Genomic DNA, 20,212 nt, shown 5'->3' on the forward strand with positions numbered 1-20,212 from the left:
GCCTGCCCAGACTTGCAGAATCCCGACCACACGTTCCGCGACCACGGTTTGGCTGCTCATGCGCCCCGGAGCACGGCGGAGTAGGTGCGAAGTGGGCGGGAAGAGTAGGCCTTGAGCGTTACCGCTTCAAGCCTGAGTCCATGGCGGACTCAATTCTGGTTGGGCGCAGGGCGGCGGGGACGATGACCTGTCCGGTCGAGGAGCCGTCGGAGTTGAGGATCCATCCCATGCGTTTCGGGTTCCGGAGCGTGACGGCAGAGTCGATGATTTCCAGCCACGGAAGGTGAGTTCCGAAGCGCCTCTCCACTTGGTGCAGGTCTTCAATGGACGACATCCACACACTGAAAAGCATGTTGGTCGATCCTGTGGTTGAAACACAGACCCGCATTTCAGGAAGCGTCTTCAAGGCCGCGATGGTGCGATCGAGATCCGCCGGCGGGATCCGCGCCAGGAACGTGCACGTGACGGGCCAGCGAGATCTGCCTTGGGCGAGTTCGCATCGGAACGATAGAGCGCCCGATCCGATGATCTTGCTCAGCTGGCGTCGGACGGTGGCCGTGTTCCGCCCCGTAGCCCGGGCGAGATCAGCGGCGGTGGCTCGTCCGTCCTTGGCGAGTTCCTGGATCAAGGGCCAGGCATCGCCTGGCAATTGCGTTACCTGCTCGGCTCCGCTGGTCCTCGCCAGGGATTCGCATCGCCGGCGCTGCTCAGGGCTGAGTGCGTCCAACCGCCAGTTGTTGCCTTCGGAATGGAGCTTGGTGACGAAATGGGTCCTGGGCCTCAGGACACCGGGAATCGCCGGCAGGTCATCCAAGGCGAATTTCGTTACCTCGTCAAGGTCTGGACACATGACGGTGAGCAGCAGATCCCTTCCCCTGGCTGACTCCTCGACCGTGACGACACGTGGTTCCCTGAGCAGCTGTGCCTGGACTGACGGCTTTGTCCCTGGGGCGCAGTCTAGCTCGATGTAACACAAAAGGACGTTCCGGGGTTTCATCGCCGGATATGCGGTGATCCAAGCTGATCCTGCACGGGAGAGCCGGTGCCACCGTGCAGCGACAGAAACGGGCGTTCCACCCAAGATCTTTGCCAAGTCTGTCCATGCGGCGCGGGGAGCAATCTGCAGCGCATTGATTAGCTCGAAATCCTGTTCAGAAAGTTCGGAGGATTGCACGGTTTATGGTCTTTCGTTCTTGGGAATGCGCGAATCCAAAGATCTTCGCGGACTGAAACGTGGTAAGTGTCACACTGAATTTTAGTCCGGGCAAGCCGGGCCATTCTCTCAAGGAGTCCCATGAACTTGCTGGCTGATGCCGGGGCAATGACAACCGAAATGGTGGGTCTTAGGCGGGCCCTCCACGCGGAACCCGAAATCGGGCTTCATCTTCCGAAGACGCAAAGGCGCGTCCTTGAAGCCCTCGACGGCCTCCCGCTGGAAATCACGACAGGAGAAAAGTTGAGCTCCGTGACGGCCGTCCTGCGGGGAAGCAGCGGCAGGGACAACGGCACTGTGCTGCTCCGGGGCGATACGGATGCACTTCCCCTCACCGAGCGAACCGACCTCCCCTGGCGATCCCGCACCGACGGGGCTATGCACGCCTGTGGCCACGACCTGCACACTTCGATGCTCGTGGGCGCAGCACATTTGCTTGCCAACCAGCGGGAAAAGCTCGACGGGGACATCGTCTTTATGTTCCAGCCGGGTGAAGAAGGCTGGCACGGCGCGGACATCATGCTTGAGGAGGGCGTCCTGGACGCGTCCGGGCGTCGTGTCGATGCAGCGTTCGGCATGCACGTTTTCTCCGGCGGGCACCCGACCGGCCAAGTGCTTACCCGTAAGGGAGCCATGATGGCAGCAGCCGATTCTTTGGATGTCCTCGTGCGCGGTGTCGGCGGACACGGCTCCGCACCCTCCCGCGCCAAAGATCCCGTGACCGCAATCTCCGAAATGGTCAGCGCCCTCCAGACCATGGTCACGCGCCAGTTCGACGTCTTCGATCCTGTCGTGCTGAGCGTTGGTTCGCTTCACGCTGGAACGGCCCGCAACATCATCCCCGAAACCGCGGAGTTCGCAGCGACCCTTCGTACCTTTTCTTCTGAAGCACGGGACCGTGCCATGGAATCAATCCCGAGGCTGCTCCAGGGCATCGCAGCAGCCCACGGGGTCGAGGTCGAGCTCCGGCACGTCGAGGGCTATCCCGTGACGTTCAATCACCACGACGAGACGGCATTAGTGGCCAGCGTCACCGATCAAGTGCTGCAGGGCCGTCGCACCGTGCTGGCAAACCCCTTCAACGCCTCAGAGGACTTCTCCCTCGTCCTTGCCCAGGTTCCCGGCAGTTTCATCGGCCTAAGCGCCACCCCGATCGGTGTGGACCCGGAGACAGCACCTTTCAACCACTCACCGTTCGCCCAATATGACGACTCTGTCCTTCCGGACGGCGCGGCGCTGTATGCCGAAGTGGCCATTCAGCGGCTCCGTTGGGCACAAGCCTGAGTTTCCGTCGTTTACGGCTTTTCTAAAGGAGTACCCCCATGTCATCAGATGCTGCAGCAAATGCAGGTGCCGGCCTGCGCGTCCGCCAAAACGATACCCGTGCGATCCTGGGAATCGGTGTCGGCAACTCGCTCGAATGGTTCGACACGAGCCTGTACGGCATTTTCGCCGTTTACTTCGCCCCCCAGTTCTTCAACAGCAAGGACTCCACCTCGGCGCTTCTCTCAGCGCTGGTCGTCATGGCCGTGGGGTTTGTAGCTCGGCCGTTCGGGGGATTCCTGTTCGGCTGGATCTCCGACCGGGTAGGGCGAAAACTGTCAATGGCGCTCACGATTACCCTTGCCGCGGTTGGAAGCCTCGCCATCGGAATCAGCCCCACCTATGGTGCTATCGGGGCCGGAGCCTCCGTCATTCTTGTGGTCGCCCGTCTTGTGCAGGGGCTGGCACACGGTGGCGAGTTGCCATCAGCACAGACGTACGTGTCCGAGTTCGCCCCGAAGGAGCGCCGTGGACTGTGGTCCAGCCTGATCTACACATCAGGGACCACAGGCGTGCTCGCCGGAACAATACTGGCCGCTGTGCTCACAGCGTCACTTGGCAAGGACGCCATGTACGACTACGGCTGGCGTATCCCATTCATTATCGCCGGCCTGTCCGGGATCTTCGGACTGTTCATGCGCCTTCGCATGACGGAACCCGAAGTCTTTAGTGCCTCCCTCGTGAAGGCGCGGAAACCGAATATCCTCAAGGGAGTCTGGACCCACAAGCGGCAGGCACTGCAAGTGATCGGCATGACCGCAGGGCTGACCGTGATGTACAACGTATGGTCCTCCTACGCGCCGGCGCAGGCCATCGCTTCCCGCGGGGTGGATGCTAACCATGCCTTCTGGGCCGGCGTCGTCGCTAACGTCATCTTCATAGCAGCCCTTCCACTGTGCGGGATCCTCTCCGACCGGATCGGCCGTAAGCCCGTGCTGCTGCTCGGAGCCATTAGCGGCGCGATCCTCATGTTTCCGCTCAACGCCCTGATCGGCAACAGCGCCGTGATGCTCGGAGTAGCGATGTCCATCGCTCTCATATGCATCGCCATGGCAGCATCAATCGTTCCGGCCGTTTACGCAGAACTCTTCCCCACCCACATCAGGACGACCGCCGTCGCCATTCCCTACGCCATCTGCGTCGCGGCCTTCGGCGGCACCGCCCCCTATCTGCAGACGTACTTCAGCTCGATCGGAAATGCCGACATCTTCTACGGATATGCCGTGGCCTTGCAACTGATCTCAGCACTGGTGATCAGCCGGCTCCCGGAAACCAAAGCCCAGGACCTGCGGGAAGCCGAACCCGACAATGAGAAGGTCAGCCTCAACGGCTGAATCACTCCCCGCATGATCCAGTGGTAGCTGAATGAGCCCCGGCTTTCGCGGGGGCTCATTCATGCATCCCGTGCCCTTTCATGCATGCCTGCACGAGCATTTCAGGGCCCCGGAATCGGTGTGGGCAGCAAAGTCCTGACCGGTCACTGAAGAGGCTGAGGGCAAAATGTAGTGGCCTCTCATCAGGGCGAGGAACTAAACATCACCGTCGGTGAGGCCACACCCGAGCTGAACACTGTGGTGATCCGCGAACACCTTCTCGGCCTCCAGTACGCCGACCCGCCCATACGCGCGGCTGGCTCCGACGCATGATCTAACCCGGCTTCCGGCCGGTGTTTATGCTCTCCAATGGATGAAGAGGCCTCCTGGTGGACATCCACCATCGTGACTGCAAATGGAGAGGCCTACCAGCGGCTGCACGACAAGGTCCTGAGCCGGTGCCGGGCGTTCAAAGCTTGAACTCCACCATCGCGATGAAAGAATTGTCGTTTCCAGGGCACTCCGAGTGATCTGGCGTTGCATCGAGTAGTGCAAAAGGGGCCGGCGCGGGGTGGTGACTCCCCGCGCTGGCATTCTGCGAGCGTTCGATGTCCTCGCATGGATGGACGGAAGCGGAAACTCCGAGCGAGCCCTCGGAAACGGTGTGATCGTCGACCCCTTCGACCCAACAGCTCGGGATATGGGCAATCGCGGCGGTTGAGCAGGTCGTTGAAGTCTGCGTCGACGCTGTCAAAGTGAAGGCAGGCCCACACGACGTCGGAGACCAGCGGCTTTGATCTTGTAGCGGACCAGCATCCGATCCATCGCGGGGGACGATGACCAAGTTCGGCATGACTGGTCAGCTCGGCCTGCAAGCCGAGAAGAATGTCCGTCGAAACGGATCCCTCACCATGGTCGGTCCGGCAGTCATGTTCCCTGTTTCTCCGACGGCGTGGTCCCGAGCGAGTCAAGGGTTGAAACTTGGACTTGAGGACGTGCCAGCAAGCATCGGCTTCAGTGCACTACATCCAGGGGAGTGGTTAGCTCCGCCGTCTGAAGCGAGCGTGATGTTCATGAGATGAACGCACCCTTTCGCCTTGTATTGCAGCGGTTGCAGTATCAGTCTTCATGCCGTTATTCACACTCCTCCTGGAGCCGGGAAGACCATGCTGGCCAAAAGGCCAGGCTACAGCCCTCTGCTAGGCACAGCCTACCCAGGGACACCCTTGTCTCACCTCGGTCCGATGCACGCTGGGAGGAAAGCGACCCTCAGCGATCGGCGGCCGACGATGGCCGGGTCACGCCGAGGCGATGAGGCGGGGGAGGTTGGAGAGCGCTCCGGCGGCATGGGCTCGGCTGCGTTCGCGAGCCTCGGGGATGCGTGGGTCGTCGGCGTAACGTTCCAGCTCGGCGAAGGGATACAGCCGGCTCGTGCGCGACCATGCGGACACGGCCGGATGCTGGCCGCGTGCCCGGGCGTTCGCCATCAGCGCGGCGTAGGCGATGAGGAAGTCGACATTCCGATCCCAGAGGTGCAGCGGGCGGCACAGCTTGTTCTTCTGGTCGTCGTCGTTGAGTTCGGCTTCGACGACGCCAAGCATCGCGTACTGGAACGAGACGGTACCCCAGAACATCGGCTGAAGCGTGATGCGGCCAGCTTCGAAAATCGGACGAAGTGGAGGCCGGACGAGTCCCGACGCCGCGCAGTGGACGTGCAGCGTGTCGCGTGTCGTGGGGATGACACCGTCGTCGAGAATGATGCGGTCGCGCTCGACAGTACGCACGTGGCCGAGGCGGACTACATTCTCGATTTGCCGGAGGATGGCGATCTCGGCTTCTCCGACGATGGCGCCGTGGAACATCGTGGGTGGCACCGACGGATCGACCCGCAGGAGGATTCCCTGTTCATCGAGCCGCGCGAAGAAATCGTCAACCGTCGTCGCTTGGGCCATGGCCTCGATCTGTGCGGCGTTCGCGACGTACTGGTCGACGACTAGGTCGCGCGGCTGCAGGTAGCGCCGATTCGGCCACCAGCCCTCGCGCGGTTTGATCCACGTGAGGTCGGCGGGATCCACACCCTGCTCGAGAAGCCACACACACGTGTCGAGGGCGGTCTTTCCCGCGCCGATCACGGTGAAGCGTCCGACCGGGTGGGCGAGTCGGGCGAGCCCCCCGGTGGGGATGCAACGAACTCCCTCGGCCACGGCGAACGGCGGGGCGGACGTGGCGGGGATGCGGCCCTCGAGGTACCTGGCATCCACCACGCGGCGGCGCACAGTGACCGGCACGGTGTGACCGTCCAGGCGGGAGACGATCCGACCCTCGTCAACGAACTCGCATTCGGGCAAGTAGACTACACGCCCGGTCGGCAGGAAGACCCGTGTCATCGCCTCTTCGAAATGCGCGCAGATCTCGCTCGGACCGGCCAGCTCGTACATGCCTGCGTTCGTGCCGTCGACGTCGCGCCTGTCGGCTCCGAATGGCACGGATTCGACGCCGTAGAGGTTCGCGGGCTGGTGCAGCCGAACGAACGGATATGCGTCCTGCCAGTGTCCCCCGGGTGCGTGCCGACGATCGACGATCGCGACAGTGGCATCCGAATGCGCGAGGATCCGGTCGGTGAAGACCATCCCCGCTGTCCCAGCGCCGACCACCAGATAGTCGGCTTCGATTCGCCCGCGCACGCACTCACAGTAAACCCGGCCGTCTGCGCAGGGGAATCCCCCGGCGCGCAGGTACCGGTCGGCGTCGGGGTGCGCCACCGCTTCGCCGCGCTGCGGGGACCCGCTGTATCGCCGGAGCGTCCGGGTCAGTATGGGAACGGTCTTCCAGGTTCCTTGGGCCCGCCTGGAACGCTGGCCTGGTGATCTGGAAAGGCTCAAGGATCAGGGCTTCACAGTTGCCGCCATGGAATTGACCGAAGACGCTGTTGACCTTGATGAACTCGCTGCCCGCAACATCCCCAAACTCGCTCTGGTACTCGGCACGGAAGGTGCCGGAATGAGCGCGGAGACGCTTGCCGCCGTCGATCTCGCTGTCAAGATTCCGATGCGCGCCGGTGTCGATTCGCTGAACGTCGCATCCGCTTCGGCGGTGGCGTTCTGGGAGCTTCGCCCGCAGGACTGAGCCTGGTTCGTGCACCCGGCGGGTTTCGGCTATGATTGATTGTTGGCCCGGCCGCTGAAATCTCTACCTTGCAGCAGGCGGACCACCTCCATTCATACCTGGCAGCTGGCAAAATCCAGTTGCGTGAACAAAAGGTCCCATTATGAAGTCTGATATCCACCCGAAGTACGAAGCTGTTGTTTTCAACGACCTGGCTTCCGGCACGAAGTTCCTGACCAAGTCGACTGTGTCTTCCTCGAAGACCATCGAATGGGAAGACGGAAACACCTACCCGGTTATCGACGTCGAAATCTCTTCGGAGTCCCACCCGTTCTACACGGGCAAGCAGCGCATCATGGACTCCGCTGGCCGCGTCGAGCGCTTCAACGCTCGCTTCAAGGGCTTCGGCGGCACGAAGTAACCCACTTCGCCCCAAGGCTTTTCGAAAGCCCGCATTGCTGGAATTTCCAGCAATGCGGGCTTTTTCGTTTTCCGGCAAGATGGAACCCATGACGTTCCAGCCCGCACCCGAACAACACCCTAAGTACATTGACGACGGCGCCACTCGCCTTCACGGGGAGTATAAAGTTCCCGGCGGCAAACTCGTGGTGGTGGACTTGGACGTCCAGGACGGCCTCTTGGCCGACGTTTCACTCAGTGGAGATTTCTTCCTGGAACCCGATGAGGCCCTGGGGGACATCAACGCCGCTCTGACTGGAATGCCCGCGACGACCCCGGCTGCAGACATCTCTGCGGCTGTCTCGGCCGGGTTGCCCCAAGGGGCTGTGTTGTTTGGGTTCTCTCCAGAGGCCGTCGCGGTGACCGTCCGCCGTGCGCTGTCCAAAGCCACCAGTTGGTCCGATCACCCATGGGAAATCATCCCTCCTACGGTCCTGCCCACACACGTCAACGTTGCTCTCGACGAGGTCCTCACGGAAGAAGTTGGCGCGGGACGCCGAAATCCCACCCTGCGGTTCTGGGACTGGGAAGAACCTTCGGTGGTCATCGGGAGTTTCCAGTCCGTTCGGAACGAGGTGGATCCCGACGGCGTGTCCAGGCACGGCATCACGGTAGTTCGCCGTATCAGTGGTGGCGGTGCAATGTTCATGGAAGCCGGCAACTGCATCACCTACTCCCTCTACGTACCGCAGACGTTGGTGGATGGCATCAGTTTCGCCGATTCCTACGCCTTCCTTGATGCATGGGTCATGGCGGCGTTGGAGAAGCTCGGCATCACCGCTTTCTATGTTCCCCTCAATGACATCGCCACTGAGCAAGGCAAGATCGGGGGCGCGGCCCAGAAACGGCTGGCCAACGGAGGGATGCTTCATCACGTGACCATGAGCTATGACATCGACGCCGACAAGATGGTGGAAGTGCTGCGCATCGGCAAGGAAAAGCTCTCAGACAAAGGCACGCGCAGCGCCAAGAAGCGAGTGGACCCATTGCGCCGTCAGACCGGCTTGGCCCGCGCCGCCATCATTGAGGCCATGCAGGAAGTTTTTGCGGAACGCTACGGCGCAGTTGAATCCCGCGTGTCGGACGATGAACTTTCTCAAGCCAGGAAGCGGGTGGAAACGAAGTTCGGCACGGAGGAGTGGTTGAACAGGGTTCCTTAGGGCGCACGGTTCCTTAGTGCGCTGATGCCCCTACCCGGCTGCCTGCGCCGTCAGCGCCCGCAGCAGGTGGCTACGCTGTTCGATGATGATGCGGCGCAAAGCACGGGGAGCGTCAGTATGCTCCTGCAGCCACCGGTCAGTCGTCACCAGCACCGGATGCGTGATTGGCTCCATTCCGGCCACCAGATCCTGGGCGCCGGGGTAGAGGCCCCTGACGATCCTGCCGGCGATTTCTATACTGCGCTCAGTCCAGACACGTTCCAGGCATTCAAAGTAGGGCTCGATGTATGGCTCCAGGAGGTCTCTGGGCGCAATGGTGAAACCCGTGATTGTTGCGCTGAGGATCTCGTTGGACAGCCCGGTAGTGTTGACGGCTGCGTCCCACGCTGCCGCCTTTACGGAGGCATCAGGGCGGGCTGAGGAGGCTACTGCATGGCCTTCGCGGCCGGAGGCCGTCTTGTCCGCCTCAAGTTCAGCGTCCAGCTCGCGCTGCATGGCTTGTCCATGGGCGGCGAGGGCCTGCCAGAAACTCCAGCGCAGTTCGGCATCGACCGTCAAGCCATCAATGACCGTGGCGCCTTCAAGGATGCCCCGCAGCAGGGGGAGCTCGCTGTCACCGTGCCTGGAAACATCGGCCAGGGCCCTGGCCCAGGCAAGCTGGTGGTCGGATCCGGGGGCTGCGGATTGCAATTGGGCGGCGGCGACTGCCAGAAAGTCCTTACGCACGCCATCCCGCACGGCATCGGGGACATAACGTTCAATAGCGGTGGCTGCATTTCCCAACACGTTCTGGAGGACGCCGATCCCGGTTTCAACGGGCGCGAAACGCTCAACGGCGCCAATGTACCGTACCGCTGGCGTTGCGCCGTCCCGAGCCGAATCCCACAGGGCGGTCCAGCACAGCGCCCGTGCCATGGGGTCCTGGATGGTTCCCAGGGAGCTCCGGACTGTGTGCTCCGAAAGGGCGTCCAGCCGCACCTTCGCGTAGCTGAGGTCCTCATCGTTGACCAGCAGCAGGGCGGGCCGGGGCCTCCCTGCCAGTTCGGCCACCAACGTGCTCGGGCCGGAGACGTCCAGCTCGATGCTCTCCCTCCGGACGAGGTGTCCCGAGGAATCCGGGTCATACAAGCCCAACCGGAGTCGGTGGGGCCGCAACTCCTGCTTGCCCGTCAGGGGGTCCCTCGCATCCTGTTGGAGCGTCACGGCGCCCATGATCCCGTCGTCATCCACAATGTCTGCGGTGATGGTGGAAATGCCTGATGTCTGCAGCCATTGGCGCGCCCAGCCGGCAAGGTCCCTTCCCGACGCGACGCTGAGCGCTTGCAGAAGGTCCTGTAGCGAGGTGTTGCCGAACTCGTGGTCCCGGAAGTACTGGCGGGATCCGGCGATAAAGTCGTCAAAGCCCACGTAAGACACCAGTTGCTTCAGAACAGAGGCCCCTTTGGCATACGTGATTCCATCAAAATTTTGCTTGGCCGCTTCGAGGTCCGGAATGTCGGCAACGATGGGGTGCGTGGTAGGCAGCTGGTCCTGTACATAGGCCCAGGCTTTGCGTTTGCTGGCGAAGTTCACCCATGCGGTATCCCAGTCAGTGGCCCGGTCCACGCCGAGGGTCCCCATGTAGTCGGCAAAGGATTCTTTCAGCCAGAGGTCGTCCCACCAGGTCATGGTGACGAGGTCGCCGAACCACATGTGGGCCATCTCGTGCATCAGAGTGTTGGCGCGCGCCTGGTACTGGGCGTCTGTTGCCCGCGAAGCATAGACGTACTTCTCAGTGAAGGTGACCAGGCCGGGGTTTTCCATGGCTCCGAGGTTGTACTCGGGCACGAACGCCTGATCGTATTTGCCCCAAGGGTAGGGGTAGTCGAAAAGTTCATTGAAGAACGCCAGCCCGCTCTTGGTCAGCCGGAAGAGTTCATCGGCATCGAACGACTCCGCCAAAGACGCCCGGCAGTAGAGGGCCAGTGGGACGTCAAGGCGGGTGCCGTCGTCGAGCGTTGCTCCCCAATGATCAGTGGCCTTGAAGTAGGGCCCGGCAAGGATGGTGGTGATGTAGGTGGACATCCGCTTGGTGGTAGCAAAGTCCCAGCTGCAGGCTGCCGCATCGTCCGCTAGAGGCGCTCGGGCGGTCTCCACGCCATTGGAGGCGACTTCCCATCCTGCGGGAGCGATGACGTGGAAAGTGAATTCGGCTTTGAGGTCGGGCTGCTCGAAGTTGGCGAAGACGCGACGGCTGTCGGCCGGTTCGTACTGGGTGTAAAGATAGCACTGGCCATCGGCGGGGTCGACGAAACGGTGCATGCCCTCTCCGGAGCGGCTGTAGAGCGCTGTTCCTGTCACAGTGACCGTGTTTTCGGCGGCCAGGTCTTCCAGGATGATCCTGTCCCGGTCCACTACACGGTCAACTTCAAGGGCCTTGCCGTTCAGCATCACTGACTTCACTCCGCCACTGATGAAATCCAGGAAGGTAGCTGAGCCGGGTTCGGCTGAAAACCTGATAGTGCTGGTGCTCGGGTAGCCGGCGGTTGCGGGATCTGCCGCGTCGCGGACATCGAGGGTGACGTCGTAACTATGGGTGGTGATCAGGGCTGAACGTGTTGCGGCTTCATCGCGCGAGAGATTGTGATTCGACACACAGCTATCTAATCATGATCCATACGGCGCCCAGGCCTAGCGAGGCGATGAGCAGCCACGATCCCAGTGCCACAGCAACGGCACGGCCCCCGGTATGAACGAGGGTGCGTACACGCACCGCGGAACCGAGCCCAAACAGGGCGGTCGCGAGCAGGATGTCCTGTACACCGGCGGCGGCTTCCAGAGCTGCCGGTGGCACCCACCCCAAGGTGCGAACGCCCACCATCGCGATGAAGCCAACTACAAACAGAGGGACAATTGGCGGAAACCGGCCATCGGCGTCGTGCTTTCCTGATTGACCCGATACACCGTTGGCCCGTCGCCGTACGTGCATCACGCGCTGGTGAAGCCCTGCAGCCGCGGCGATGGGCGCCAAGAGCACCACCCGCGTCAATTTAACGACGACGGCGACAGCCAGCGCCGCCGTCCCTGCAGTTTGGGCGGTGGCAACCACTTGGCCCACGTCGTGCACGGACGCACCGGTCCACGCTCCGAATTGTTCCGGGTTCAAGCCCAGGGGGTGCATGAGGAGGGGGAGCACCCCAATCGCCAGGGTGCCACACAGCGTCACCAGCGCCACGGGAAGTACAGTGTCCTGGTGCTTGACCCGCCTTACCGCTGCCATGGCCCCGATGGCCGACGCACCGCAAATGGAGAACCCTGTGGCGATCAGGAGTGCCGCCTCATCCGGAAGGCGGAGGATCTTCGCGAGTCCGTAGGTTCCGGCAAAACTCAGTAACACCACGGCTGCAATCAGAAGCAGTGACAGCCACCCCGTTCCGAGGATGTCGCCCATGCTTACCTTGAGTCCAAGCAGGACGATTCCGGCACGCATAAGGTGCTTCCCGGCGAAGTCCAGGCCTGGCCGGGCGCGCCCCGCCGCCCAGACAGCAGTGCCCGGTATATTTGCAGAGAGCAGGCCCAGTGCAACAGCAAGCGTCATGACGGGAATAGCCCCCAATGCCGGAAATACCGCGTGGACGGTGAAGGCGACTCCCGTTGCGGCAATACTCAGGACCAACCCCGGCCCCAGCCGGGACAGGTGGGGCGCAGGACTGTTCAAGGGCATGCCTCAACCCTGCCGGATGGGGGCACCGAAAGGCGAACCGGGAGTCTCCGGAAACCGCGACACAACCAGTGCGAAATGCGCTTGACTCAAAAAGGTGATTGTCTAATTCCCATGTCTGACCTATTTCAGGATTATTCCGAGGCCGCTGCGCGCAGCGGCGCCTACGACGAGATGTTCGCCCCCGGCCACGTCGCCAGAAAATCCTACGGTCAGGTTGCCGGTGCACTGCGCGAGCTTTCCCTGGCCGATGTCACCGCCCGCGCCGATTCCATGGCACGCACGTTCCTGGACCGCGGTGTGACTTTCGACTATGCGGGGGAGGAGCGGCCGTTCCCGCTGGATATCGTCCCGCGCGTCATCCCTGCTGACGAGTGGGATGTCCTTGAGCGCGGCGTGGCACAGCGGGTCAAGGCCCTTGAAGCGTTCCTCAACGATGTATATGGCCGGATGGCAGTGGTGGCTGACGGCGTCATTCCCCGGCAACTTGTCACCACAAGCGCCCATTTCCACCGTGCCGTGCACGGCTTCGAACCGTCCGGCGGCGTCCGCGTCCACGTATCCGGCATCGACGTCGTCCGTGATGCTGAAGGCACCTTCCGTGTCCTCGAGGACAATGTCCGCGTCCCGTCCGGAGTGAGCTACGTACTGGAAAACCGCCGCGCCATGGCCAAGGGCCTGCCCGAGGCGTTCGGCCAGCAGCACATTCGGCCCGTGGAGGAGTACCCCCGCAGGCTCCTCTCAGCGCTGCGCAAGACCGCACCGGCCGGCGTCGACGATCCCACGGTTGTGGTCCTGACGCCGGGCGTTTTCAACAGCGCGTATTTTGAGCACACCCTCCTCGCCGGACTCATGGGCGTGGAGTTGGTGGAAGGGCGGGACTTGATCTGCCGCGGCAACCGTGTGTACATGCGGACCACAGCCGGCGAGCAGCGCGTTGATGTCATTTACAAGCGGATCGACGACGACTTCCTGGATCCCTTGCAGTTCCGTTCCGATTCCATGCTTGGTTGCCCTGGCCTGGTCAACGCTGCCCGCGCTGGTGGCGTGACCATCGCCAACGCTGTTGGGAACGGCGTAGCCGATGACAAGCTCGTGTACAGTTACGTGCCTGACCTGATCCGGTACTACCTTCACGAAGAGCCGATCATCGCCAACGTCGACACTTTCCGGCTCGAGGAAAAGGAAGCCAGGGAACATGTTCTGGACCGCTTGGAGGAGCTGGTGGTCAAGCCCGTCGATGGCTCAGGCGGTAAGGGCCTGGTCATCGGCCCGGATGCTTCCAAGGACGAGCTTGATGCTTTGCGGAAGCGCGTGATTGCGGATCCCCGTGGCTGGATCGCACAGCCAGTTCTCCAACTCTCCACGGTACCCACGCTCTCCGGAGATAAGTTCGGCCCGCGGCACGTGGACCTCCGCCCCTTTGCAGTCAACGACGGCGACGACGTCTGGGTCCTTCCCGGCGGCCTGACCCGGGTGGCACTCAAGGAAGGTTCACTGATTGTGAATTCCAGCCAGGGCGGCGGTTCCAAGGACACCTGGGTGTTGGCCAATTCGCCGCAAATGCCTGCCGAGATCATTCCGCGCCAGTCCGTGACGGTCCGCGAACAGGTCTCTGTGTGGCCGGTGGAAAGCAACTGGCGGGACCGCCAGACGGAGCAGCAACAATGATCCGGATGGCAGGGCCCAGAGGGACCCCTGCTCCATCGACCCCCGAACTTCGACAAGCACCACGCGAAGGAGGCACAGTTTCATGCTGAGCCGTATTGCCGAGTCACTTTTCTGGATCGGACGCTATGTAGAGCGGGCCGACGGCACTGCCAGAATCCTGGACGTGCACTTGGAGCGCCTGAACCATCTGCCCCTTGAAGAGCAGCGCAGTGTTGCGCGCGAACTCCTCGCCGTAATGGGCGCTAAACCACAAAGCGAAGACTTCGGCCTGCCCGAATTGCTGCATGCACTTGCCTATGACAAGCAGAGCGCATCCTCCATCGCGGGCTCGCTTGGCGCCGCACGTGAGAACGCACGCAGGGCGCGGGAGACCGTCTCGCAGTCACTCTGGGAAAGCCTCAACACCACGTATTACGGCCTCAGCCAGCATCGCAAGGACGTTGTGGGAACCTACCGTTTCTGCAACTGGGTCCTTGAGCGGACCGCCATGGTGCGCGGGCTGGCAGACACCACCGTCAGCCATGACGAGAGCTGGCTGTTCATGGTGCTCGGGCGTTCGCTTGAGCGTGCCGACATGACAGCACGCATGTTGTCCACGCGGGATGTGCAGTCCGCCGGAATGTCCTGGGTGAACATGCTGCGGTGTGCTGGCGCGTACGAGTCCTTCATCCGGACCCGGAGGGCCGCATTTGGCGACCAGCACGCCGCCGAGTTCCTGCTTCTGGACCGTTTGTTCCCACGCTCGATCGTCTACGCCCTGCGCGACGCGGACGAGTGCCTGGCAAAGCTGGATCCGTCAGCACAGCGGGTCGGCTTCATCAACGATGCCCGTCGGATTGTTGGGCAGGCCAGAACGTTCCTTGAGTTCCACAGGACCGATGACCTGATGTCCGAATTGCCCGAGCATATGGAACGTGTGCAGAAGGCCGTAACCCAGGCTTCGGACGCGATTTCCCGTAAGTACTTCAATCAGGCTGATGAGCACGCCTGGGTGGGAGAAGTTTCATGACCCGGCTGAGCATCGTCCACAAGACGGCCTACAAATACAACCGACGCGTGACGTTGTCCTATAACGAGGCGCGGATGACTCCATTGACGGACGGCCAGCAGGTTGTCTTGGAATCCTCGCTGAAGGTTTCACCCAACCAGGCCTCGGTCAGCACCTACCGCGACTACTGGGGCACGCGCGTCACTGCCTTCGATATGCAGATGCCCCACGAGAGCCTAGAGGTCCTTGCGACGGCCACGGTGGAAGTGCACCGCACCGAGCGCGTGGCAACCGAAGACGACATCGTGGGCTGGGACGTCATCGGCTCGGAGAAGATCCAGGACGAGTTCAGCGATTGGCTGCCCCAGTCCCGCTTGAGCGGTCCGGGTGAGGAAGTCCTCGCCATCATTCCAGGCGTGGTGGACGGTAAGAACCCCCATGAGGCCGCGTTGGCCATCTTTTCGTGGATGGCCGGCGAGATGACGTACATGAAGGGCACCACGGGCGTCACGACGAATGCCGAACAGGCGTGGACGCAACGCCAGGGTGTCTGCCAGGACCTTGCCCATTTGGCCATTGGCGCCTTGCGTAGCCGGGGCATACCAGCGCGCTACGTTTCGGGCTACATCCATCCGCGGTCCTCCGCTGACATCGGCGAAACGGTGGCCGGTCAGTCTCACGCGTGGTTGGAATGGTGGGACGGCGAATGGCGCAGTTGGGACCCCACCAACCACAAGCCCGCCGGCGACTACCACGTGACCGTGGCGAGGGGACGGGATTATCGGGATGTTCCGCCGCTGAAAGGCATTCTTTCGGGCGGTGGAGGTTCGGGCCTATCCGTTTCCGTGGAGATCACCCGCCTCGCATAAGTATTTTTCTTTACAGACATGGCCCCTGGAAGCATTCCTAGGGGCCATATTCTGTATCAAAACTCAAAGGATTCTTGATTTACCAGGGGGAGGGCTTGTAGTCCTTGAGGAAGACCCCGTACTGGTCCTCGCCGTTCTCGCCCATCACGATGGGGTCGTACACGCGGGCGGCACCGTCCACCAGGTCCAAGGGCGCGTGGAATCCTTCTTCCATGAGCCGCACCTTGGTGTAGTGCGGGCGTTCATCGGTGATCCAACCGGTGTCTACGGCAGTCATGAGGATGCCATCGGAATCCAACATTTCCTGGGCGCTGGTGCGCGTCATCATGTTCAAGGCGGCTTTGGCCATATTGGTGTGAGGATGTCCAGGACCCTTGTAGGCGCGGGAGAACTGCCCTTCCATGGCCGAAACGTTCACGATGTACTTTCGACGTGCCGTTGAGCGTTTCATGGCATCGCGCAGTCGGCTGACCAGCAGGAACGGAGCTGTGACGTTACACAGCTGCACTTCGAGCATTTCGAGCGGGTCCACCTCGTCCACTACCTGCGTCCAGCTGTTGATAGTGGCGAGGTCGGGGACCAGGCCACCGGCATCGATAGCCGTTCCGGATTCGATCCTGGCCAATGACGCCGAGCCGGTAGAGAGCGCCAGGGAAGTGATCGCGTCTCCGGCAAGGACAGGATGTTCGGTGACGCTGCTGGCCAAGGCCAGTGGATGCTTGTCATGGGCGTGGCCGAACGTGACCAGCTCGGGGCCTCCGTTGGCAGCCTCCAAGGCGGCCGGCAAGGGTTCGTCCTCGGCGTCAACCAAGGGTTTATAGGCGTTGCCGGAGCGTCGCACGGTTTGCGCGGCATTGTTGATGATGATGTCCAGCGGGCCAGCCTTGTTCAGGGAGTCCGTCAGGGCCATCACCTGGGCGGGATCACGGAGGTCGATGCCAACTATCCGCAGGCGGTGCAGCCAATCCGCGCTGTCTTCCATGGCAGCAAACCGACGTGCCGCGTCTTTGGGGAAGCGTGTTGTGATGGTGGTGTGGGCGCCGTCCCTGAGCAAGCGGAGCGCAATGTACATACCAATCTTGGCGCGTCCACCGGTTAACAGGGCATTGCGTCCCGTGAGGTCCGTGCGGGCATCGCGTTTACTGTGGCTGAATGCAGCGCACTCCGGGCACAGCTGGTGGTAAAACGCATCCACCTGCGTGTAGTGCTGCTTGCAGATATAGCAGGGCCGGGAACGGATCAGGTGGCCCGCAACCTCGCCGGTGGCTGACGGAGCAAGCTTGTTGCCACGCGTTTCGTCATCAATGCGGTCCGGCGCAGCTGTTGCGGTCAGGGCAAGGACTGCACGGTCGGCTTCCGCGATCAGGTCCCGCTTGGTGACGCGGCGGTGCCGCTTGACGGCTTTGAACATCTTGCCCGTTGCGCGGCGGACTGCGACGTAGTCCGGGTGCTCCTCGTCATAGACGTGGATTGTGGTCAGAACCTTGAGGCAGGCCTGGATCTCTTCAGGCGTCAGATCGGTGGAGCTCATTGACCTGATTTTACAGCCTTGGGAGCCTGAGGCCTGCCTCGGGTTCTACCAGCGCAGCCGGTGCCGGGCGGGAGCCTAGCGGCCGGCGCCCTGTGATGCTGCGTCTACTACCCGGGCCTGGATGCCGGCAGCTACCTTTTCTGCAGAATCCAGGATTTCGGGGTCATCCTGGGTGGCAGCCTTAACGGCTTCCGGCAGGCCGCGGCGGTACTCCGCGGACAACGCGAGCTCCTCCTCGCCAGGTTCAGGTACAAGCTGTCCCTTGGCAAGTACTGTGATCCCGGATTCGGTGACCTTGTAGCCACGGGCCTTGTCCAGCGCCGGGTCCAGGCCGATCGCGGCGCCGGCAGGGACCTTGACGTTCTTGTCCAGGATTGCCCGCTTGATCACTGCGCCTTCGCCGACGCGGACCTTATCCATCAGTACTGAATCCTGGACACGGCTGCCCGCCTCCACGAAGACGTCGTTGGAGAGCACGGACCCTTCAACGATGCCGCCTGAGATGACCACACCGCTGGCCACGATGGAGTCCAGGGCGGTGCCCACTGTGCTGTTCCCGCCGCGGACAAACTTAGCGGGAGGGGAAATGCTCTGGCGGGTGTAGATGGGCCACTCGGAGTTGTAGAGATTGAAGACGGGAACGGGGGAAATGAGGTCAACGTGGGCGTCGTAGAAGGAGTCGATGGTGCCAACGTCCCGCCAGTAGGTACGGTCGCGTTCCGTCGCCCCAGGGATGTCATTAAGCGTGAAGTCATAGACGCCGGCCTCACCCTTGTCCACGAAATAGGGAATGATGTCCCCGCCCATGTCGTGCTTTGTATCCAGGCGCTCGGCGTCAACATGAAGGGCCTCAACCAGGGCGTCCGCGTTGAAGACATAGTTGCCCATGGAGGCGAGGAACTGGGTGGGATCGGCCGCAAGCCCGGGCGTGCTGGCCGGCTTCTCCACGAATGCCGCAATCTTCTGGGGATCGTTCTGGTCAACTTCAATTACACCGAACTGGTTGGCCATGTTCAGCGGCTGCCGTACGGCTGCTACCGTAGCCTTCGCGCCGCTGGCGATGTGCTGTTCCACCATTTGTGAGAAGTCCATGCGGTAAACGTGGTCCGCGCCGACCACAACCACAATGTCCGGAGCGTCATCGTGGATAAGGTTCAGGGACTGGTAGATGGCGTTGGCGCTGCCAAGGAACCAGCTCTTGCCGACGCGCTGCTGCGCGGGAACGGAAGCTACGTAGCGGCCCAACTGTGTGGACATGCGCCAGGTCTCGGAGATATGTCGGTCAAGGCTGTGGGATTTATACTGCGTCAGAACGACGATTTTCAAATATCCCGAATTGACCAGATTCGATAGTGCAAAGTCAATAAGCCTATAGCCCCCCGCAAACGGAACCGCTGGCTTCGCCCGGTCCGCCGTCAAAGGCATGAGGCGATTGCCTTCGCCGCCAGCCAACACGATTGCCAATACTTTCTTCAACGCCATGGTCATAGCTCCCCGTACGTCTTCGTAGCCCCCAAAAGTCCGATTTTCCGGACCCTTTCACACTAGAACACATAAGCCGGAACGACTACGTTGGGTAACGTGCGAATAGACATTGTGACTAAAGAATTCCCTCCGGAAATTTATGGCGGTGCCGGTGTCCACGTTGCCGAGCTCAGCCGGGTGCTGGCGAAGCACGTGGATCTTCATGTTCGGGCGTTTGGCGCCCCACGTGATGCCGACTACCATGGGGCCACCGTGGCTTCCTACGGCACACCCGAGGACCTCGGCGACGCCAATGCTGCCCTCCAGACGTTGGGCGTGGATCTGCGGATCGTTCCGGACATTGCGGGAGCGGATCTCGTCCACTCGCACACCTGGTACGCGAACATGGCAGGACACCTCGCTTCGCTGCTGCATGGCATTCCCCATGTACTGAGTGCCCACAGCCTGGAGCCGTTGCGTCCGTGGAAGGCCGAACAGCTCGGTGGCGGCTATGCATTGTCCTCATGGGTGGAGAAGACAGCCTACGAAGCTGCCGCGGCGATCATCGCCGTATCCGATGGAATGAGGCAGGACATCCTGCGCAGCTACCCTGACGTTGACCCCGCCAAGGTCCGGGTGGTGCATAACGGGATCGACGTTTCCCTGTGGGAACGGGACGAAGAGGACGACGCCATCCGTGCGTTGGGCATAGATCCCTCCAAGCCAAGTGTGGTGTTCGTTGGCCGGAACACCCGCCAAAAGGGCGTCCCCTACCTGCTGCGCGCCGCTTCCAGCCTTCCCGCCGATGTTCAACTGGTCCTCTGCCTCGGTGCAGCTGACACTCCCGAATTGGCAGCTGAAACAGCACGCCTCATTGAGGAACTCCAAAGCAAGCGTGAGGGCGTGATCCTCATTGAGCGAATGCTGCCGCGCCGGGAACTCATCCAGGTCCTCAGCCATGCCACGGCATTCGCCTGCCCCTCCATCTACGAACCGCTGGGCATCGTGAACCTTGAAGCCATGGCTTGTGGCGCCGCTGTGGTGGCAAGCGCAACCGGCGGCATTCCAGAGGTGGTCCAGCATGGCGAAACCGGCTTGCTGGTCCCCTTGGAGCAGGTAACCGACGGTACGGGAACACCGCTGGACCCACAGAAATTTGTGGCCGACTTTGCTGCAGCCCTTAACGAGGTAGTGGCAGATCCAGCGCGCGCCCGCAAGATGGGCATGGCGGGACGGCGCCGCGCCGAGGAACACTTCTCGTGGGAATCGATCACTGAAACCACCCTTGAGGTATACCGCTCCGTTCTTAACTGAGCAGCCTTAGCTCAAAACCGTCCGGAAAAGCAGTGAAAACTACGACGGCGCCGCCCCCTTGACTGGGGACGGCGCCGTCGTGGTTTGGCCAAGCTTTCGATA

Annotated in this window: 15 protein-coding genes and 1 pseudogene; 10 read left to right on the forward strand and 6 right to left on the reverse strand. The window is 61.9% G+C overall.

Annotated elements, in window-relative coordinates; genetic code table 11:
* Nucleotides 1-118: 118 nt before the first annotated feature.
* On the reverse strand, nucleotides 119-1,093 hold the full coding sequence (locus ACFX4T_RS16245; protein WP_377652646.1) for an Lrp/AsnC family transcriptional regulator: 975 nt from the start codon (nucleotides 1,091-1,093) through the stop codon (nucleotides 119-121).
* Between the two features lie 201 nt (nucleotides 1,094-1,294).
* Between ACFX4T_RS16245 and ACFX4T_RS16250 the strand changes: the two genes are divergently transcribed.
* From ACFX4T_RS16250 to ACFX4T_RS16260, 3 genes are all read left to right on the forward strand, one after another.
* Nucleotides 1,295-2,497 carry a M20 family metallopeptidase gene (locus ACFX4T_RS16250; protein WP_377652647.1) on the forward strand — a complete coding sequence of 401 codons (1,203 nt, stop codon included), beginning with the start codon at nucleotides 1,295-1,297 and terminating at the stop codon, nucleotides 2,495-2,497.
* Between the two features lie 38 nt (nucleotides 2,498-2,535).
* The gene (locus ACFX4T_RS16255; protein WP_223946016.1) at nucleotides 2,536-3,870 is read left to right on the forward strand and encodes an MFS transporter; all 1,335 of its coding nucleotides are present in this window, start codon (nucleotides 2,536-2,538) and stop codon (nucleotides 3,868-3,870) included.
* A 171-nt stretch (nucleotides 3,871-4,041) separates the two neighbouring features.
* Nucleotides 4,042-4,182 carry a hypothetical protein gene (locus ACFX4T_RS16260; RefSeq protein WP_223946014.1) on the forward strand — a complete coding sequence of 47 codons (141 nt, stop codon included), beginning with the start codon at nucleotides 4,042-4,044 and terminating at the stop codon, nucleotides 4,180-4,182.
* 965 nt (nucleotides 4,183-5,147) lie between these two features.
* Here ACFX4T_RS16260 and ACFX4T_RS16265 read toward each other — a convergent pair.
* On the reverse strand, nucleotides 5,148-6,533 hold the full coding sequence (locus ACFX4T_RS16265; RefSeq protein WP_223946012.1) for an NAD(P)-binding protein: 1,386 nt from the start codon (nucleotides 6,531-6,533) through the stop codon (nucleotides 5,148-5,150).
* Nucleotides 6,534-6,612: 79 nt separating this feature from the next.
* Here ACFX4T_RS16265 and ACFX4T_RS16270 point away from each other — a divergent pair.
* The 3 genes and pseudogenes from ACFX4T_RS16270 to ACFX4T_RS16280 form a co-directional block, all read left to right on the forward strand.
* A pseudogene (locus ACFX4T_RS16270) lies at nucleotides 6,613-6,975 on the forward strand (TrmH family RNA methyltransferase); the annotation flags it as partial.
* Between the two features lie 142 nt (nucleotides 6,976-7,117).
* Nucleotides 7,118-7,375: a type B 50S ribosomal protein L31 gene (locus ACFX4T_RS16275; RefSeq protein WP_216925747.1), complete on the forward strand. Its 258-nt coding sequence runs from the start codon at nucleotides 7,118-7,120 to the stop codon at nucleotides 7,373-7,375.
* 88 nt (nucleotides 7,376-7,463) lie between these two features.
* Nucleotides 7,464-8,573, forward strand: a complete 1,110-nt coding sequence (locus ACFX4T_RS16280; protein ID WP_223946010.1) for a biotin/lipoate A/B protein ligase family protein — start codon at nucleotides 7,464-7,466, stop codon at nucleotides 8,571-8,573.
* A gap of 30 nt (nucleotides 8,574-8,603) precedes the next feature.
* Here the strand turns inward: ACFX4T_RS16280 and pepN are convergent, their stop codons facing one another.
* Together pepN and ACFX4T_RS16290 are read right to left on the reverse strand one after the other, a co-directional pair.
* A complete protein-coding gene (gene pepN / locus ACFX4T_RS16285; RefSeq protein WP_377652648.1) occupies nucleotides 8,604-11,207 on the reverse strand; it encodes an aminopeptidase N in 2,604 nt (867 codons plus the stop codon).
* A 4-nt stretch (nucleotides 11,208-11,211) separates the two neighbouring features.
* Nucleotides 11,212-12,276, reverse strand: coding sequence for a YeiH family protein (locus tag ACFX4T_RS16290; RefSeq protein ID WP_377652649.1), 1,065 nt, complete (start codon nucleotides 12,274-12,276; stop codon nucleotides 11,212-11,214).
* A gap of 111 nt (nucleotides 12,277-12,387) precedes the next feature.
* Between ACFX4T_RS16290 and ACFX4T_RS16295 the strand changes: the two genes are divergently transcribed.
* From ACFX4T_RS16295 to ACFX4T_RS16305, 3 genes are all read left to right on the forward strand, one after another.
* A complete protein-coding gene (locus ACFX4T_RS16295; RefSeq protein ID WP_223946004.1) occupies nucleotides 12,388-13,944 on the forward strand; it encodes a circularly permuted type 2 ATP-grasp protein in 1,557 nt (518 codons plus the stop codon).
* A gap of 82 nt (nucleotides 13,945-14,026) precedes the next feature.
* On the forward strand, nucleotides 14,027-14,953 hold the full coding sequence (locus ACFX4T_RS16300; protein WP_216925742.1) for an alpha-E domain-containing protein: 927 nt from the start codon (nucleotides 14,027-14,029) through the stop codon (nucleotides 14,951-14,953).
* Nucleotides 14,950-15,801: a transglutaminase N-terminal domain-containing protein gene (locus ACFX4T_RS16305; protein WP_377652650.1), complete on the forward strand. Its 852-nt coding sequence runs from the start codon at nucleotides 14,950-14,952 to the stop codon at nucleotides 15,799-15,801. Before ACFX4T_RS16300 ends, ACFX4T_RS16305 begins: the two co-directional genes overlap by 4 nt.
* A gap of 79 nt (nucleotides 15,802-15,880) precedes the next feature.
* On the opposite strand, the gene ACFX4T_RS16310 is transcribed toward ACFX4T_RS16305, so the two are convergent.
* Both ACFX4T_RS16310 and glgC read right to left on the reverse strand, forming a co-directional pair.
* Nucleotides 15,881-17,332 (reverse strand): SDR family NAD(P)-dependent oxidoreductase, encoded by a 1,452-nt coding sequence (locus ACFX4T_RS16310; RefSeq protein WP_377652651.1) that lies wholly within the window; start codon nucleotides 17,330-17,332, stop codon nucleotides 15,881-15,883.
* A 75-nt stretch (nucleotides 17,333-17,407) separates the two neighbouring features.
* Nucleotides 17,408-18,820, reverse strand: a complete 1,413-nt coding sequence (glgC, locus tag ACFX4T_RS16315) for a glucose-1-phosphate adenylyltransferase (RefSeq protein WP_216925739.1) — start codon at nucleotides 18,818-18,820, stop codon at nucleotides 17,408-17,410.
* Nucleotides 18,821-18,913: 93 nt separating this feature from the next.
* Here glgC and glgA point away from each other — a divergent pair, with 93 nt between their 5' ends.
* Nucleotides 18,914-20,110 carry a glycogen synthase gene (gene glgA / locus ACFX4T_RS16320; RefSeq protein ID WP_377652652.1) on the forward strand — a complete coding sequence of 399 codons (1,197 nt, stop codon included), beginning with the start codon at nucleotides 18,914-18,916 and terminating at the stop codon, nucleotides 20,108-20,110.
* The last annotated feature ends 102 nt before the right edge of the window (nucleotides 20,111-20,212 follow it).

Source organism: Paenarthrobacter sp. YIM B13468 (assembly GCF_042788025.1).
GTDB classification, from domain to species: domain Bacteria; phylum Actinomycetota; class Actinomycetes; order Actinomycetales; family Micrococcaceae; genus Arthrobacter; species Arthrobacter aromaticivorans.

What these genes read in the sequence shown, in the direction of transcription:
- glgC (WP_216925739.1), bottom strand. Translation starts at nt 18,820, where the DNA reads ATGACCATGGCGTTGAAGAAAGTATTGGCAATCGTGTTGGCTGGCGGC.
- ACFX4T_RS16310 (WP_377652651.1), bottom strand. Translation starts at nt 17,332, where the DNA reads ATGAGCTCCACCGATCTGACGCCTGAAGAGATCCAGGCCTGCCTCAAG.
- ACFX4T_RS16300 (WP_216925742.1), top strand. Translation starts at nt 14,027, where the DNA reads ATGCTGAGCCGTATTGCCGAGTCACTTTTCTGGATCGGACGCTATGTA.
- ACFX4T_RS16290 (WP_377652649.1), bottom strand. Translation starts at nt 12,276, where the DNA reads ATGCCCTTGAACAGTCCTGCGCCCCACCTGTCCCGGCTGGGGCCGGGG.
- ACFX4T_RS16305 (WP_377652650.1), top strand. Translation starts at nt 14,950, where the DNA reads ATGACCCGGCTGAGCATCGTCCACAAGACGGCCTACAAATACAACCGA.
- ACFX4T_RS16255 (WP_223946016.1), top strand. Translation starts at nt 2,536, where the DNA reads ATGTCATCAGATGCTGCAGCAAATGCAGGTGCCGGCCTGCGCGTCCGC.
- ACFX4T_RS16295 (WP_223946004.1), top strand. Translation starts at nt 12,388, where the DNA reads ATGTCTGACCTATTTCAGGATTATTCCGAGGCCGCTGCGCGCAGCGGC.
- ACFX4T_RS16250 (WP_377652647.1), top strand. Translation starts at nt 1,295, where the DNA reads ATGAACTTGCTGGCTGATGCCGGGGCAATGACAACCGAAATGGTGGGT.
- ACFX4T_RS16275 (WP_216925747.1), top strand. Translation starts at nt 7,118, where the DNA reads ATGAAGTCTGATATCCACCCGAAGTACGAAGCTGTTGTTTTCAACGAC.
- ACFX4T_RS16280 (WP_223946010.1), top strand. Translation starts at nt 7,464, where the DNA reads ATGACGTTCCAGCCCGCACCCGAACAACACCCTAAGTACATTGACGAC.